The 15,413-nt window shown below is 55.7% G+C and carries 16 protein-coding genes; 6 read left to right on the plus strand and 10 right to left on the minus strand.

The genetic code is table 11. The annotated features are described in order from the left end of the window. Positions 1 to 152: 152 nt before the first annotated feature. The 5 genes from ABIE59_RS14415 to ABIE59_RS14435 all read right to left on the minus strand — a co-directional run bounded on the left by ABIE59_RS14415 (position 153) and on the right by ABIE59_RS14435 (position 2,899). Positions 153 to 572, minus strand: a complete 420-nt coding sequence (locus tag ABIE59_RS14415; protein WP_354447963.1) for a GFA family protein — start codon at positions 570 to 572, stop codon at positions 153 to 155. Positions 573 to 1,118: 546 nt separating this feature from the next. Then, positions 1,119 to 1,532: a GNAT family N-acetyltransferase gene (locus ABIE59_RS14420; protein ID WP_354447965.1), complete on the minus strand. Its 414-nt coding sequence runs from the start codon at positions 1,530 to 1,532 to the stop codon at positions 1,119 to 1,121. A gap of 123 nt (positions 1,533 to 1,655) precedes the next feature. Beyond that, positions 1,656 to 2,048, minus strand: coding sequence for a hypothetical protein (locus ABIE59_RS14425; RefSeq protein ID WP_354447967.1), 393 nt, complete (start codon positions 2,046 to 2,048; stop codon positions 1,656 to 1,658). A 91-nt stretch (positions 2,049 to 2,139) separates the two neighbouring features. After that, positions 2,140 to 2,496, minus strand: coding sequence for a hypothetical protein (locus ABIE59_RS14430; protein WP_354447969.1), 357 nt, complete (start codon positions 2,494 to 2,496; stop codon positions 2,140 to 2,142). 91 nt (positions 2,497 to 2,587) lie between these two features. After that, positions 2,588 to 2,899, minus strand: coding sequence for a CPCC family cysteine-rich protein (locus ABIE59_RS14435; RefSeq protein ID WP_354447971.1), 312 nt, complete (start codon positions 2,897 to 2,899; stop codon positions 2,588 to 2,590). Positions 2,900 to 3,407: 508 nt separating this feature from the next. Between ABIE59_RS14435 and ABIE59_RS14440 the strand changes: the two genes are divergently transcribed. Then, positions 3,408 to 3,647, plus strand: a complete 240-nt coding sequence (locus ABIE59_RS14440) for a type II toxin-antitoxin system ParD family antitoxin (protein ID WP_354447973.1) — start codon at positions 3,408 to 3,410, stop codon at positions 3,645 to 3,647. After that, positions 3,647 to 3,940, plus strand: coding sequence for a type II toxin-antitoxin system RelE/ParE family toxin (locus ABIE59_RS14445; protein WP_354447975.1), 294 nt, complete (start codon positions 3,647 to 3,649; stop codon positions 3,938 to 3,940). Before ABIE59_RS14440 ends, ABIE59_RS14445 begins: the two co-directional genes overlap by 1 nt. A 645-nt stretch (positions 3,941 to 4,585) precedes the next feature. Here ABIE59_RS14445 and ABIE59_RS14450 read toward each other — a convergent pair. From ABIE59_RS14450 to ABIE59_RS14465, 4 genes are all read right to left on the minus strand, one after another. Then, positions 4,586 to 4,966: a hypothetical protein gene (locus ABIE59_RS14450; protein ID WP_354447977.1), complete on the minus strand. Its 381-nt coding sequence runs from the start codon at positions 4,964 to 4,966 to the stop codon at positions 4,586 to 4,588. A 492-nt stretch (positions 4,967 to 5,458) separates the two neighbouring features. After that, the gene (locus ABIE59_RS14455) at positions 5,459 to 6,082 is read right to left on the minus strand and encodes a SagB/ThcOx family dehydrogenase (RefSeq protein ID WP_031211402.1); all 624 of its coding nucleotides are present in this window, start codon (positions 6,080 to 6,082) and stop codon (positions 5,459 to 5,461) included. 90 nt (positions 6,083 to 6,172) lie between these two features. Next, positions 6,173 to 6,790 (minus strand): LysE family translocator, encoded by a 618-nt coding sequence (locus ABIE59_RS14460; RefSeq protein WP_022993460.1) that lies wholly within the window; start codon positions 6,788 to 6,790, stop codon positions 6,173 to 6,175. Positions 6,791 to 7,337: 547 nt separating this feature from the next. Next, the gene (locus ABIE59_RS14465) at positions 7,338 to 7,826 is read right to left on the minus strand and encodes a hypothetical protein (RefSeq protein ID WP_354447979.1); all 489 of its coding nucleotides are present in this window, start codon (positions 7,824 to 7,826) and stop codon (positions 7,338 to 7,340) included. 705 nt (positions 7,827 to 8,531) lie between these two features. On the opposite strand from ABIE59_RS14465, the gene ABIE59_RS14470 reads away from it, so the two are divergent. Beyond that, a complete protein-coding gene (locus ABIE59_RS14470; RefSeq protein WP_354447980.1) occupies positions 8,532 to 9,518 on the plus strand; it encodes an integron integrase in 987 nt (328 codons plus the stop codon). On the opposite strand, the gene ABIE59_RS14475 is transcribed toward ABIE59_RS14470, so the two are convergent. Further along, positions 9,515 to 9,850, minus strand: coding sequence for a 4a-hydroxytetrahydrobiopterin dehydratase (locus ABIE59_RS14475; protein WP_061332708.1), 336 nt, complete (start codon positions 9,848 to 9,850; stop codon positions 9,515 to 9,517). The genes ABIE59_RS14470 and ABIE59_RS14475 overlap by 4 nt on opposite strands. 126 nt (positions 9,851 to 9,976) lie before the next feature. Here ABIE59_RS14475 and imuA point away from each other — a divergent pair, with 126 nt between their 5' ends. The 3 genes from imuA to ABIE59_RS14490 are packed head-to-tail and all read left to right on the plus strand — an operon-like array spanning position 9,977 to position 15,206. Next, positions 9,977 to 10,666, plus strand: coding sequence for a translesion DNA synthesis-associated protein ImuA (gene imuA, locus ABIE59_RS14480; RefSeq protein WP_354447983.1), 690 nt, complete (start codon positions 9,977 to 9,979; stop codon positions 10,664 to 10,666). Between the two features lie 5 nt (positions 10,667 to 10,671). Continuing rightward, entirely contained in the window at positions 10,672 to 12,090 is a 1,419-nt protein-coding gene (locus tag ABIE59_RS14485) for a Y-family DNA polymerase (RefSeq protein WP_354447985.1), read from the plus strand. Continuing rightward, positions 12,090 to 15,206 (plus strand): error-prone DNA polymerase, encoded by a 3,117-nt coding sequence (locus tag ABIE59_RS14490; RefSeq protein WP_354447987.1) that lies wholly within the window; start codon positions 12,090 to 12,092, stop codon positions 15,204 to 15,206. Before ABIE59_RS14485 ends, ABIE59_RS14490 begins: the two co-directional genes overlap by 1 nt. Positions 15,207 to 15,413: the final 207 nt, after the last annotated feature.

A 15,413-nucleotide genomic window follows, 5' to 3' on the forward strand; every position in this document is an offset into this window, starting at 1 on the left:
AATGCTTGAAGCGGGGCATCTGACCACTCCTTGTCCGTTTGCCTGATGCTACCAAAACCGAGAGGGATTTCGGGGTTTTTCTACAGCCTCAACGCTTTTGTTTAGCGGCGCCCCGACAGGGGCGTCCGGTGGAGGCCGTAGGCCGGAACGAACTACAACAACTTGTTAAGTGATTCCAGGCTGTCAGGCCCACCGTCCAGTCGAACACACTCGGCAGACTCTTGCTCCCAAGCGGCAGCAGACATTGTATGGAGATGAACAGATATCCTCGAAGCGACTGGTTCATCAAGCAAGCCGGCAGGAATCCAAACCATTCCGCTGTCTCTCAGGCTATTGGGAACCGGACTCCCACACACCGAACAAAAATCGCTTCGGAAACCGCTGGGCTTGTTGTAGGACCTAATCTCACTCTCGCCCGACACCCAGCGAAAAGCAGCGGCCTGCACAAACGTAGCAGCATTAGCTGCCGCTCCAGTGGCTTTGCGGCACAACGAACAATGACATTGATAGAGGTTTCGAATCTCCCCTTCAATTTCGAACTTCACGTTTCCGCAGAGACATTCACCTTTCATCGATCAATCCTTTGACACTTAACGCGAAGCTTAGCGGCGCCCTTGTAATGGAGGCGAAGCCGCAATGGAAAGGGCGTCCGGCGGCCATCGGCCGCGTACTACAGCGACTGGTTAGTGGCAGGTAATGACACTGCCGGCTCCCTGGCACTGACCTTGACGGCCTACTCCGTAACCCGGCACCGACATGAGCCGATGCACTCTGTTTGAAACACCGCCAATGATGCGGTGAATGAACCTGAACCCAAAGGTAGCAGATCCAGACCCAATTTTCGGCGGACGGCCCCAAACGGTGAGCACTGAATTTCCCGCCAAGACTCTTGCTTGCTGATGCAACCAAACCGAACACGGATTCTGACGGCCTTGGTGCTCACCAAATTACGCGGGTTTGGCAACCAAGCACGGCACCAAGGCCCCTGGCACACCGCAGCCCAAAAGGACCGAAGCCATAGCCACTAACGCCGAAGCACAGCGGCGGCCTTGGAGTGGCGACGAAGGAGCCACGGAAAGGACGTCCGGCGGCCATCGGCCGCGTACTGCTGCGACTTGTTATAAATCAGTGACTTTGGTGCTCATGAGAGCACTGTTTCCAGAGAACCCGAACTTCTCGTACAACCCTTGAGCATCACGGGTTTGCAACACCATTTGAGTCCCCTGTATGGCCGGGTGCGTAACCAAGCATTCCATGATCCACTGCCCCAAGCCGGTACCCCGATACTCGGGCTCAACCACAATATCCGCTACCCAGGTAAACGTAGCACTATCGGTGACTGCCCGACCAAAACCAATCTGTGTGGGACCACGGTAAAGACTGAAGCAGATGGAGCCGGCAACCATGCGCTCTACAATTTCTCTGGGGCGGCGGCCACCCCAATAGGTTGCAGTAAGCAAGCGGTGGACGACATCTAGTTGCACCTTGGATGTGTCGTCAGTGATTAGGTAATCGTCCTTGCGCCATTCCATCGACTGCTACTCCCTGATTTATAACGCTTGCAGCATGCGCGTCCACGGAATGGAGCCGAAGGCGCAATGTAGTGGGCGTCGCCGTGCCTGCACTGGTTAGGCAGCAACCCGGAATAGTCCTGGTCAAAACGGCACGTCATCATTACCAGACGGTTCTACATTTTGCTTGGCGAGATGCTCCCAAGAGAAGACAGCCGCTTTATGCATTTCTTCGATTGTCGAAGCAATTTCGTAAAATGAGACACCGACATCATCATTTGATAGCTTCCAGACAATATCCCAAGACCCCTCAACAATATCCTGCTGCCGGGTTGAAAAAGCGAGACATACGCAGGCTTTTGCCAGCTCATTCCGAGATGGCAGATCACCACTATTCCTGTGTATCGAATCCAGGAAAGATTCGATAACCGTCTCGGCACTTATGACCTCTTCGGCAAAACCTTCATCATCAAGATCATTAAGCCGATTAGCATAATCAAAGAATTCTTGAGGGACGGTTTTCTGAGTTTTTGGCATGCTTTCCCCTCTTGCCTAACGCCTTGGCTTTGCGGCGCACCGGAGCGCTAGCGTAGGTGCGTCCGACAACAGCCACTTGTTAAACACTGCCTCAGGACTCCTTCCAGTCAACGTAAACCCCAAGGAGATTACATTTCCCGCATCGAGCACCAACGTAGACCCACCTAGCATCGCTAGTGTCCGGGTAATATGCCCTCCCTACGCCCAATTCGAGTCTGTCATTGTCACATCGGCAGAGATTCTGAACCGTATCTTCCATGAAGCCTTTGCTGTTTTCGATGTCGATCTCAGCTTCGCACTTAGTACAGATCCCGAAGGCCCCGCCCTCATCATCATCTGAAAACAGTTGAAGCTCCCGGCAACCACAAGAACAAACAAGCGGCTCATACGCATCCATTGGGTAACCATTAAGCTTCGAATACCGCTGGATTTCTTTCTCAAGCTCCATGATCAACCCTTGTGTTTAACGCCTGCAGCATGCGCGCCCATGGAATGGAGCCGAAGGCGCAATGTAGTGGGCGTCGCCGTGCCTGCACTTGTTATGCATTTTTGGCCTCGCCGTTCTTTGTAACGACAAAGTCTGTTTTTGAATTTCTTAAACGTGACTCTTTTGATGGAGGTTCCAATAACTGCCAGCCGGGATCTTTTAAGTAATCCTCGGTATCTTGGGTGTCATTTAAGAACTCATGCTGAGCCTCACGAAGACAGATCCCGTTGGCGCCACCTTCGTAATCTGGGTCTTCATTTTGCACCAAATCATCTTCCCAGCCGCAGAGCTCACAAATATCGTATGTACCTTTGACAGGCTCATCGAAAGTCTTGTAGCCGCAACAAGGGCAGGTATATTTCACCGGTCTCTCCATGATGCATAACGCTGAGGTAACCGGCGCCGGAGCGCAGCGGAGGGAACCAAAAGCTGTAAGCTTTTGGCGTCCGGTTGACCGCCTGGTTAGTGGCCGGTCACCACCAAGGTCTCCCTTGGCACCCAGCGCTGCATGCCCTCTCCCGAACAGCTTGCACCAACCCAACGGATGGCGAAAGGAACCAGAACGCAAACCGCACCAACCCGATTACTGTTTGAACTGGACGGCCCCGCGACTAGGGCACGCCATGAATAACCATGCTGCTGGTGGCTTTGGCAACCAACCCCGATAGCAACTTTTCCGGCCTTGGCCATCATCACCATAAGCGGCTTTGCAGCCAAACCAGGTGCCAAGGCCTTTGCACTGAGCCCGCCAAAAATGAAGACAGCCTAGGCCATTAACGCTGCGAGCAGCGGCGCGCATTTTGCGTCCGCTGCCTTGCCTTGTTATGGGCATCTTGGCAGAATGTACCAATATTTGGTACAGGAGACACCCAATGGCCAGAAACACCAGCATTACCCTTGGCCCCCACTTTGACGAGTTCATTGCTGAACAGCTTGAAAATGGCCGCTATGGCTCGGCAAGCGAAGTGGTACGAGCAGGATTGCGCTTGCTTGAAGAGACTGAGAGTAAACTTGAAAGACTCCGGCGGCTCTTGGATGAAGGCGAGCAAAGCGGGATAGCAGAGTATTCGCTTCAAGGTGTTATTGCAGAACTGGATAACGAAGCTCACTAATGCCTCCATTCTTGCTCACCTCTGCCGCCCGAAAAGACGTAATTGATATTGGCCGCTTTACCACTGAGAAGTGGGGAAGACGTCAGCGCGACAAATACCTCAAGCAACTTGACGATGCTTTCAGGCTCCTTGCTCGACAGCCGGAGATTGGCCGCGATGCAGAAGATATAAAACCAGGGTACAAAAAGTTTAGCCAAGGTAGCCACATCATTTTTTACCGAACCGGCACTGAATCCAAGATTGTTGTGATCCGCATACTCCACAACAGCATGGATGTAGAGCAGCACCTCTAAAACCCATAACGCCAGCAATAAACGGCGGCCCGACAGGGACGTCCGGTGGAGGCCCATTGGGCCGGAACGAATTTAATTGCCTTGTTATGCATGTTGAGGCGTTCTCCGAAGGAGAAGACGCCACCGAAATTGCCGATAGCGGTAAAAAATATTTGCATACAGCCACACCAAAAGCGTCAGGACACCCGCCTTGACCTCCACATCATCAGTGTAGCTGCAGGTTTCATTTTGCTCAGGAGTTACTTGAATGAGGTGATTCCATACCGGAACCAAGCCACCGCCCTCCTTGGTAAAAAGCACCCGCCTACTGTCGTCGATCTCTTGGAAGGTTATTGAGTGCTTCCACGCTGGAATGAGCCCGAAGAACATCAGACGAGTATTTTCAGTGGAGCCCTCTCGCCACTCCGTCGGAAACCGGTGTGACCCCGAAAACCCAAGAAATCCACGTGTGACGAATAACAAAGTGTCGCTCTTTCTGACCAGAGCCCAAACCTTGTCGGCGGATGAACTAAAGGTAGTTGATACTTTTACTCGCAACTCACGATCCTTGTCAGTTTTAGTGCATAACGCTGAGGTAACCGGCGCCGGAGCGCCAGCGGAGGGAACCAAAAGCGCCTCGCTTTTGGCGTCCGGTTGACCGTTTGGTTAGGCCGTTGCATTGGACTCACTCAGCGCCTTGCCCCAAATTGCTACTCTGTACGTAAAGGAGCCGGGGTCGCTAGCCTCGATGTTGATTGCCGCTGGGATAAAACTATTACCCTCATACTCTGGAGCTGCGTTGTAACGAGTTACCTTACCCTCCTGGGCAAGAGGTAAAATGACGTTTTGATCGGTACTCGCTTTAAGTTCAACTGCGAAAGCTGGCACATACACGACGTTCGGTGGGACATCTTCGCCACCGAATTCGAAAGGTAGAAGCAGTAGCTTTTGAAGCTCTCCCTTCTGGACTAGCGCCTCAGCTTTCTCTCTTGAATCGACGCCAGAGTAATCTGGACCCGTCTTGTTTTTCTTCAACCACCCAAACATCGCTATCTCCTTGTGGGCCTAACGCTGAGGTAACCGGCGCCGGAGCGATAGCGGAGGGAACCAAAAGCGGTACGCTTTTGGCGTCCGGTTGACCGCCTGGTTAATGGCCGTTCACCACCGTGGTTGAGTCTGGAATCAAAGGCCGCATGCCCTCTCCCGGACAACTTGCACCAACTCGACGGATGGCGAAAGGAACCAGAACGCAAAGGCTACCGGCCCGATTACCGTTTAAGACGGACGGCCCCACGACTGGGGCACACCATGAATACCAAACACCGCTGGCCATTGTGGCAACCAAACCAGACAGCGAACTTTCCGGCCTTGGCGATCACCAGAGTGAGCGGGCTTGCAACCAATCCCGGTGCCAAGGCCTTTGCACCCCACCTGCTAAAAACTCACGAATGCCGGGCCAATAACGCTGAGCGCACCGGTGGCCTTTACAGAGCGAAGCGGCGTAAAGGACATCCGCGTGACGCGTATTGTTATGCACTGTTAAATCTCCCGCCGTTGCCCGATACACAGCAGTGCAGTTGGTTCCAAGTTTGAGGGTAACCTCAATGCTTCCTTGACCCTTGCATCATCAAACCCTGCCACCAGAACACAACCAAGTCCGAGAGCCGTACTCTGGAGATGAACATTTTGTGCTAAAGCCCCAGTTTCCATATATACATAGCGAGCACCTCGCTCTCCCTCGGGTGGCTGAGATTCAAAGTGCCGAACCGCAACTCCGAGTTTCGCTGAAACCCCGATGACGATAGCTGCCTCTTTCAACCATGGTTGATCGCCAATCCCTAGCTCGTGCATCGCCCCTTCCGGAATACAGCTACCGACTAGCTCCAGCGAATGGCTTTCAGCCTTATACTCATAGGTACCGGGCTCAAGTTCCGATACCCGCTGCACCACAATTTGTAGATACAGCGGGTATAACCCACCTGCTGATGGAGTTGATCTTTTTTGATCGGCACCGGTTACGCCTTGGGCCGACCAAAGCAATTGGGACAAAACACCTAAAGGTAGCGGTGCCTGCGTATATTCTCTTACGCTGCGCCGAGACTCAATACACTCAACCAATGGCTCAGAGCCTTGTAATTCGGGCGTTGGTAGCTCGATGACCATGCACTTACCCCCCTATGCATAACGACTGAATTATGCGCCATCACTGTCTTTCCCGGTAACTTTTGCATCAGAACCGAGGAGTTATGCAACCTACCGGGAGAGCGCCAGCCAGCCCGCACAACCAGCCATCAAGCCGGCAGAGGTTCTATTCACCCGCTTCATCACCTTCGGGGAGCTAGCTGCACGACGAACCTTTAAAGCCGCCGCCAGATAAGCGAATTGGACCGCAAGGTCGATCCCGAGTCCCAAAGCTAGGATCAGCCCGACCTCAGACAGCGACAGTGCCGTCATGTCGAAGGCGTGGGGCAGCACAGCCCCAAAGAAGATCACCGCCTTGGGATTGCTGAGCGTCAGGAATGATCCGGCCAGGATGCCGCGCCCAACGGAAAACGCGGACGCGGATGTGAGCTGTCCCCGCAAGGTGTCCCGAGTCCAGAGCTTCCAAGCGACGAACAAAATGTAGGCAATGCCGAGCCATTTTACCGTGATAAAAACAGCCTCAAAGCGTAAAGCTAGCGCGGCAAGCCCGAGCATCGCAACAACCAACCAAACAGCATTTCCCAGCACCATGCCGACGATGAAAGAAACACTGGCGCGCCCGCCCCGCGAGAGAACCTGACAGATCAACACACCTTGTGCGGGGCCAGGGATCGCGGCTGCAATTGCAAAAGGTACGATGAAAAACCAAATCGAAGTAGTGATGTTCATGTATTCTCCTGAAGAGTCTATTCGTTTTGACTACATGACTGAGATAACCGGCCAGACTGCAAGCGCATAACGCTGAGGTAACCGGCGCCGAAGCGCAGCGGAGGGAACCCAAAGCGGTACGCTTTTGGCGTCCGGTTGACCGCCTGGTTAATGGCCGTTCACCACCGTGGTTGAGCCTGGAAACCCAGACCGCATGCCCTCTCCCGGAAAGCTTGCACCAACTCGACGGATGGAGAAAGGAACCAGAACGCAAACGCTACCCGACCGATTACCATTTGAGACGGACGGCCCCACGACTGGGGCACGTCATGAATACCAACACTGCTGGCCATTGTGGCAACCAAACCAGACAGCGCATTTTCCGGCCTTGGCGATCACCAGAGTGAGCGGGCTTACAACCAATCCCGGTGCCAAGGCCTTTGCACCCCACCTGCCAAAAACTCACGAATGCCGGGCCAATAACGCCTGCAGCATGCGCGCCTGCGGAATGGAGCCGAAGGCGCAATGTAGTAGGCGTCGCCGTGCCTGCACTGGTTAAAACCTACCATCAGGAACCACCGGGTTTAGCCAACCGCACCGCAACGTTGTTGTGTTGCGATCCAGTTTCATTCTCATGCTGTGAGCCGAAAAGGTTGACCCACTGCCCCTGAACCAACAGCAACTCCCCGTTACCAGCACTGCTCCCATTGCTTGTAGTGTAATTGCCAGCATAGTTGAACTGAAATTGGTCGGACGAGCCCATGATTGGCTTGAGTTCATAACCTATGGACAACTCACTGGAAGAGGCAAAGCCTTTATCCTTGATCGATACGCTAACCCTTAAAAATCCCGATTCCTCCAGAAAACTTGGCAATAAATCAGAGGGTAAGCTATCCGGTTTTGTGGCCTGACACTCACAATACCGAACCTCCAACACCAGCGGTTTATTGGCGAGATAGTCTTCAGGGGCCGAGTTTTCGGCAAGGGCAATGCTAGGGATCAAGGATAGGAAGAACAGATTAACCCCCAGAGTAATTTGTGATGCGATCCGTTGCATGTAACCTCCTGTATTTACGTTTTAACGCTTGCAGCATGCGCGCCTACGGAATGGAGGCAAAGCCGCAATGCAGTAGGCGTCGCGTGCCTGCACTGGTTATGTGATTTTGCTAACCAGCTCAAGGTCTGCATCTCCGGATTTGAAGGTGGCCGCCCATTTGGTACTTCCATCCAAAGCGACGGATTCCAAATCGTACGCAAGTGACGGCTTTTCATGTACGTCGATTATTGTGGCCTCGTCACCGACAGTAGGCGCCTCTGACCCAAGCCAGACAGTCGGACCTCTGAATTGTTCATAGAGAGCTATAATTCGCACAACATCATATTGGTGAAACACTTCACCGCCCTTACACATAACAGTGAATTATACGAACACGTTCGTATATCCCGCGTTCGTATAACTCCACCCAAAACGCGCCCAAAATTTCATACTTTTCCTAACAAGAACAGAAGGTTAACAGAAGTCACCACGGCTACCGCCGGAGTTATACGCCCTCTTTCGAGCCACCCCAGCCCCAACATAGGGGCGTATAACTCCACCCCTAAAAATCCTAGTTTCTAACCATATCAGAAGGTTACAAACATTTCCTATCCATTTTTCCGGAGTTTTGCGAACGCGTTCGTATAACTACGGCTCCATCAGGGATTGACAAATCCCTACACCAATATACTGTATATCCATACATAAAAAGAGAGAGTTCAGGATATGGATATCCGCATCCCTATTTCACCGCAATCTACCCGCTTTCTTGATCAACTCAGGAACTTTATCCGGCTACGGGGCCTGGCCTATAAAACCGAGATAACCTACGTTTTCTGGATTAAACGCTTTATCCGGTTCCATGGCCGAAAACACCCAGGAACGATGGGCGCTGCGGAGGTAGAGGCATTTTTGTCACATCTGGTACTGCAGGCAAATGTCAGCGTGGCTACCCAGCGAGTCGCACTGAATGCCCTGATTTTCCTGTACCGGGAGTTTCTGGGTACACCCCTGGAAGAGCTTCAGTATGAGGCAGCCAGAAAACCCAAGAAGCTGCCCGTTGTCTTCAGTCCGGACGAGGCCCGGCGGGTCATTGCCAACCTGGAAGGCGACTATAAACTGATCGCCATGCTACTTTACGGTTCTGGTTTACGGATAAGTGAAGCGCTTCGGCTCCGGATAAAAGACATTGATTTCGGGATGCAGCAGTTAATTATCCGCGAAGGCAAAGGCGGTAAAGACAGAATCACACTGCTTCCAGACCGGCTGATTGAGCCTCTCCAGAAGCAGATCCACTCAGCCCTGCTGCAGCACAAGGTAGATATCGCCCGCGGCTGTGGCTCGGTGTATATGCCGGCTGGCCTGGCAAGAAAATACCCCAGTGCCAGCCAGGAACCAGACTGGCAGTACGTATTTCCGGCACCGGATCTTTCTATTGATCCGCGTTCTGGAATACGGCGGCGCCACCACATGCTTGACCGAACGGTACAGAAGCACTTCAAGATCGCCATTCGCGCTGCGGGCATTCACAAGCCCGCCGGGAGCCACACCTTCAGGCACAGTTTTGCTACGCGGCTCCTGGAAGCGGGCTACGATTTACGCACCATTCAAAAGCTACTCGGCCATTCCGATGTCCGTACCACCGAAATCTACACCCATGTTGTCCGCAAAGGCGGCTTTGGTGTGCGCAGCCCGGTAGACGAAGCCTTTTAATAAAGCTCGTCTGTTCTGGCGGCCATGATGAAATCATTTTTGTGCAAACCGCCGATTTTGTGGGTCCACCAGCGCACGGTGGCTTTGCCCCACTCCAGCAAAATCGCGGGGTGATGGTTTTCAGCTTCCGCCAGGTCCGCCACTTTGTTGGTGAAGGCTTGCGCTTCCACAAAGTTCTTGAAGGTGAAGACCCGGCGTAGCTGCTCCTCGCCGTCTACCATCACATCTTCCCAGTCCGGGATCACGCTCAGCAGTTCCTGCTTCTCCTGGCCGGTCACTTTCGGTGCGTCTGAACGGCAGGCTTCACAGGCATGTTGGCTTAGTTTTGTCATGGCTATTTCTCCTCTCCTGATTACTGTGTCCAGCGTGGGTGGCGTGAGCGGTTTTATCAAGTGGGTAGTTGAAATTCCGCCCTCACAATAATACTGTATATATAAACAGTATTCAGAGATTTCCCCATGAGTGACCTTCTCAGCAGTCTTCTGCAGGATGCCCGCGTATGGCAGGGCCACAAGCATAGAAAAACTACGCAGCCAGCAGAGCCGACAGGCTATCAGGTTCTGGATAATCAACTGGGTGGCCTGGGTTGGCCCCGGGGCGCGTTGAGCGAATGCCTGCTGGATGCCCTCGGCATTGGTGAGTTGCACCTTGTTTTGCCATTAATGCAGCGCTTGTCTGAGCAGGGCAAGACCGTTTTCTGGCTGAACCCGCCACACACGCCCTATGCCCCTGCCCTGGCCCGGGAAGGCGTGAATCTGGACCATCTGGTGGTGATCAGCACAGACGATCAGGGCGATTTCCTGTGGACACTTGAAAACTGCCTGCGTTCACCGGTAACCGGGTTGGTGCTCGCCTGGCCTGGCAAGCTTGCCAGCCGGGATATCCGGCGGCTACAGCTGGCATCAGAAGCCGGCTGCAATGTGTGCGTGCTGTTCCGTAGCCGCCGGCAGGCGGATCAAAACTCACCTGCGGCTTTGCGCCTGGAACTGGTGCCAGGGGATCACCAGGACCTCAAAGTAAACATCATCAAGCGCCGTGGCAGCTGGCCTGGCCAGCGTTGTTCCCTGGCGTTAGGGCACCGGGCAGACATCACCACTCAGGATTCATCCCGTGTGGTTCAGGGGCCATGGCCCCGCTCGCAAGGGTAAGCTGCATGCTCTGGCTTTACCTGCACTTCCCGCATTTGCTGCTTGACCACATCCACCGGAATCAGCCATCCACAGGAGCCCTGGCGATTGTGGACGGTGCCGGGCATACCGTGGTTCAGGCCTGCCCAAACGCCAGGGATCTTGGTATTGAAGCCGGTATGCGCCTGAAGACTGCCCTGGGCCTGGCACCAGAACTGAGTATCATGCGTACCGAAGCCAGGCAGGAAGCCTGGCTTTTGGAAGACCAGGCGCGCTGGCTATATCGCTATGCAGCACACATTACCCTCTCACCGCCAGACGGTATCTGGGCAGAAGTCAGCAGCCTGCAGAAACTGTATGGCGGTTTGCCTTCTATCTGGCAAACCGTGGAGCAGGCGCTGGCCGAACGTAAACTGAACGCCTGGGTCGCCATTGGCCATACGCCCCTGGCCGCACAATTACTGGCCCGGGCCGGCAAAGGGGAATGCACGGCAGACAAACGCCACATTCTTACAACGGTGGGAAGCCTGCCCTTGCCAGCCGCAGGGTTTGATGAAAAATCCTGCACCCGTTTACAACGCCTGGGGCTGAACACCCTGGCAGAAGTGTTTGCCCTGCCCCCCACAGAGCTGGCCCGGCGACTGTCACCAGAACTGCTGGCCATGGTCCAGAAAATCCAGGGTACCCGGCCAGACCCAAAAGCCCCCTGGCAACCCCCCTACAGCTTCCGGCAAAAAGCCGACTTCATTCACGAAGTGGAGCACACCGAGGGGCTGCTGTTCTCACTACAGCGGATTCTGTCAGAACTGGAAGAAGACCTGTGCTGGCGCCAGCAAGACACGGATACCCTGTTACTGATTCTGCAACACCGGCATCAGCAAGCCACCCGTTTACGCATTCGCACCACCGGGCCAGAACACCGGGCCGAGATGTTTCTGAAACTGATACGCCTGAAGCTGGACCAACACCCCCTGAGCGCACCCGTCACCGGCCTGATTCTGGCAGTCAAACGCTTCACCGGCCGGGAAGCCCCCGTAGGCCGGGATCTGTTGGGCGAAACGGAAGACCTGGACGAAGCCTGGCACACGCTGATCAGCCGCCTGCAGGCACGCCTGGGCGAACAGTCCCTGAAACGGCTTGCGGCCAGGGCTGATCACCGGCCCGAGTGTGCCTGGTCTGCCAGCAATCCAGGCAAACCCGGTAAACCCCGGCCACAGGCTTCAGTGACCCTGCCCCGACGCCCCTTGTGGCTCCTGAAGGCTCCCCGGCCTCTGGCTCAGCCCCCGGAGACCTGGCATTCCGGCCCGGAGCGCATCAGCGGTGGCTGGTGGGATGGCCAGCGGGTTCACCGGGATTACTACATCGCCCAGTTGCCGGGCGGCGAACTGGCCTGGGTGTTCCGGGACGTTCAGGGTGGCTGGTTCATACACGGATGGTTTGGCTGATGACTACCGGCTACGCAGAGTTGTTCTGCTTCAGCAATTTCACTTTTCTGACCGGGGCTTCACACCCCCACGAGCTGGCCGAACGTGCCCTGGAGCTGGGCTACAACGCTATCGCCATCACCGATGCCTGCTCCGTTGCCGGCATTCCCAGAGCCTGGGCTGCTCTGAAAGACAGCCCGGTAAAGCTGATTACCGGCAGCTGGTTTGAGCTGGAAGATGCCCCAGCCGGTGCGGCTACGCCCCACTTCATCCTGCTGGCCCAGTCCCGCAAGGGCTACGGCCAGCTGTGCCAGTTGATCACCACCGGCCGGCGCCGGGCTGAGAAAGGCCAATACCAGCTGTTTGCCCGGGATATCGAAACCCACGAGCTGGATCACTGCCTGTGCCTGTGGCTACCACCTGCCACGGCAGGGGCCAGCTACGAACAGGCCCTGGCTTGTGGTGAGTGGTTGCAACGGTTGTTTGAGCAACGCCTGCGCATTGGCGCCACCCGCACCCTGGAAGCGGGCGAAGAGCAACAGCTGGCTCGTGTACGCAAGCTGGCCGATCAGCTCAAACTTGCCATTGCCGCAACCGGCGAAGTACACATGCACGCCAGGGAGCGCCAGCCCCTGCAAGATGTACTCACTGCCCTGCGCCATCACTCCACGGTCGAAAACGCTGGCCACTGCCTGTTCCAGAACGGCGAGCGTTACCTGCGGCCGCTCCCGGTACTGCAACGCCTGTTCCCCCAGGCCTGGCTTCAGGAAACCCTAAACATTGCCAACAGCTGCCGTTTCGAGCCCGGCAGCCTGCGCTATGAATACCCGCCTGACCTTGTACCGAAGGGCGAAACCCCGGCGGCCTACCTCAAACGCCTGACCCGTGAAGGCGAACGCCGCCGCTACCCTGAGGGCACGCCTATGAAGGTGCAGGCATTAATCCGTAAAGAGCTGGGGCTGATCTCGGAGCTCAACTACGAGCACTATTTCCTTACCATCCACGACATCGTGGCCTTTGCCCGCAGCCGAGGTATTTTATGCCAGGGGCGAGGATCGGCCGCCAACTCAGCCGTCTGTTACTGCCTGGGCATCACCGAAGTGAACCCCGCCAAGGTCGAGCTGCTGTTCGAGCGTTTCATCTCGAAAGACCGGGACGAACCGCCGGATATCGATGTGGACTTCGAACACCAGCGCAGGGAAGAAGTTATCCAGTACATATACCAACGCTATGGGCGGGAACGGGCGGCCCTGGCAGCGACGGTTATTCGCTATCGGCCCCGCAGCGCCATCCGCGATGTCGGTAAGGCACTGGACTTCGACGCCGCACTGGTGGAAAAACTGCTGGATGGCATCGACTGGCGCGACAAGGCCAGCAACTGGCGCCAGCAGATCCTGGACAAGGGGCTCACCCGAAACCCGAAAGTGGCAGATCAGTTCTTCACCCTGGTCAACACGATACTGGGTTTCCCCCGGCATCTGTCCCAGCATGTGGGCGGCTTTGTGATCAGTGCCGGACCATTGGCTGAACTGGTGCCGGTGGAAAATGCCGCCATGGAAGGCCGCACCGTGATTCAGTGGGACAAAGACGACCTGGAAAGTCTGGGGTTAATGAAGGTGGATGTACTGGCCCTGGGCATGCTCACCGCCATCCGCAAGGCGCTTGAGTTAATCAGCGAGGAAAAGGGCCAAACCTTCACCATGCAGGATGTTCCCCAGGAAGATCCGGCCACCTACGCCATGCTGCAACAAGGCGATAGCATCGGCGTGTTCCAGGTGGAGTCCCGGGCCCAGATCAACATGCTCCCTCGCCTGAAACCAGAGACCTATTACGACCTGGTGATCGAAGTAGCCATCGTCCGCCCCGGCCCTATTCAGGGCGACATGGTGCACCCCTACCTACGCCGAAAACACGGCCTGGAAGCGGTGGACTACCCGAACGACGCCGTCCGCCAGGTACTGGAACGTACCCTTGGCGTGCCGATCTTTCAGGAACAGGTGATCAAACTGGCCATGGTGGCGGCAGGCTTCAGTGCCGGCGAAGCCGATAAACTGCGCCGCGCCATGGCCGCCTGGAAATCCCACGGCGACCTCACCCCGTTCCGGGACAAACTGATCAGCGGCATGCTGGAACGGGGGCACGACCCGGATTTTGCCGAGCGGTTATACCAGCAAATCTGCGGTTTCGGCGGCTACGGCTTTCCGGAATCCCATGCCGCCAGCTTCGCCTTGCTGGTGTACGTCTCCGCCTGGATCAAACGCCACCACCCAGCCGCCTTCTACTGCGCCCTACTCAACAGCCAGCCCATGGGGTTCTACACCCCAAGCCAGTTGGTACAGGATGCCCAGCGCCACCAGGTAACCGTGCTGCCACCGGATGTGAACCACAGCGCCTGGGAACATACCCTGCAAGGCAAGGAAAAACACCTGCGCCTCGGCCTCAGAATCATACAGGGCCTGTCTTCCAGCGGTGCCGAACGCATCCACCAGAACCGCCCCGCAAACGGCTACCAAAGCGCCGCCGAACTGCGCACCCGCGCCGGCCTCAACCAGCGCGACATGGAACTCCTCGCCGGCGCCAACGCCATGCCCAGCTTCACCAGCAACCGCCACCAGGCTTACTGGCAGTTACTCGAACACGAAGAACCGGCAGAACTCTTCGCCAACGACACCATGGCCGATTACACCCCGGAGCCCTGCCACCTGCTCCCCGCGCCCACCGAAGGCCAGAACGTACTGGCCGACTACAGCAGCCAAGGCTTAACACTACAAAGACACCCCCTCGCCCTGCTCCGCGAACAAGGCCACCTGCGCTACTGCCTCACCGCCGACCAACTCAAAACCACCCGCCCCGGCATCCCCGTACAAGTAGCCGGCCTGGTCACCGGCCGCCAACGCCCCGGCACCGCCTCCGGCGTCACCTTCGTCACCCTCGAGGACGAAACCGGCAACGTCAACGTCGTCGTCTGGCTAGACACCGCCCGCCGCCAACGCAAACCGTTACTCACCGCCCGGTTGTTACACGTAAAGGGGATTATCGAAAAAGAGGGGGATATCGTTCATATCATGGCAGGAAAACTGTCTGACCTTAGTCACCTGATTAACGCGTTGCCAGTCAGCTCCAGAGATTTTCACTAAATTTGAAAGATATTTCTCCTAAGTGCAAAGCACCAGTGTGGGACTGCTTTCCAAAAATCTCGGAGGCCATGGATGGCCGGAGCGAAGCGCACATGGATGTGCTCGTAGCGTTTTTTGGAAAGCAGTCCCACACTGGTGCCGCCCCCAAAACTCTCAGGCTACTAGACACAAACTCCAAAGCTAAAAAAAAGAAAACCCCGCCGAAGC

The organism is Marinobacter sp. MBR-99 (assembly GCF_040547575.1).
In the GTDB taxonomy this organism is placed as follows: domain Bacteria; phylum Pseudomonadota; class Gammaproteobacteria; order Pseudomonadales; family Oleiphilaceae; genus Marinobacter.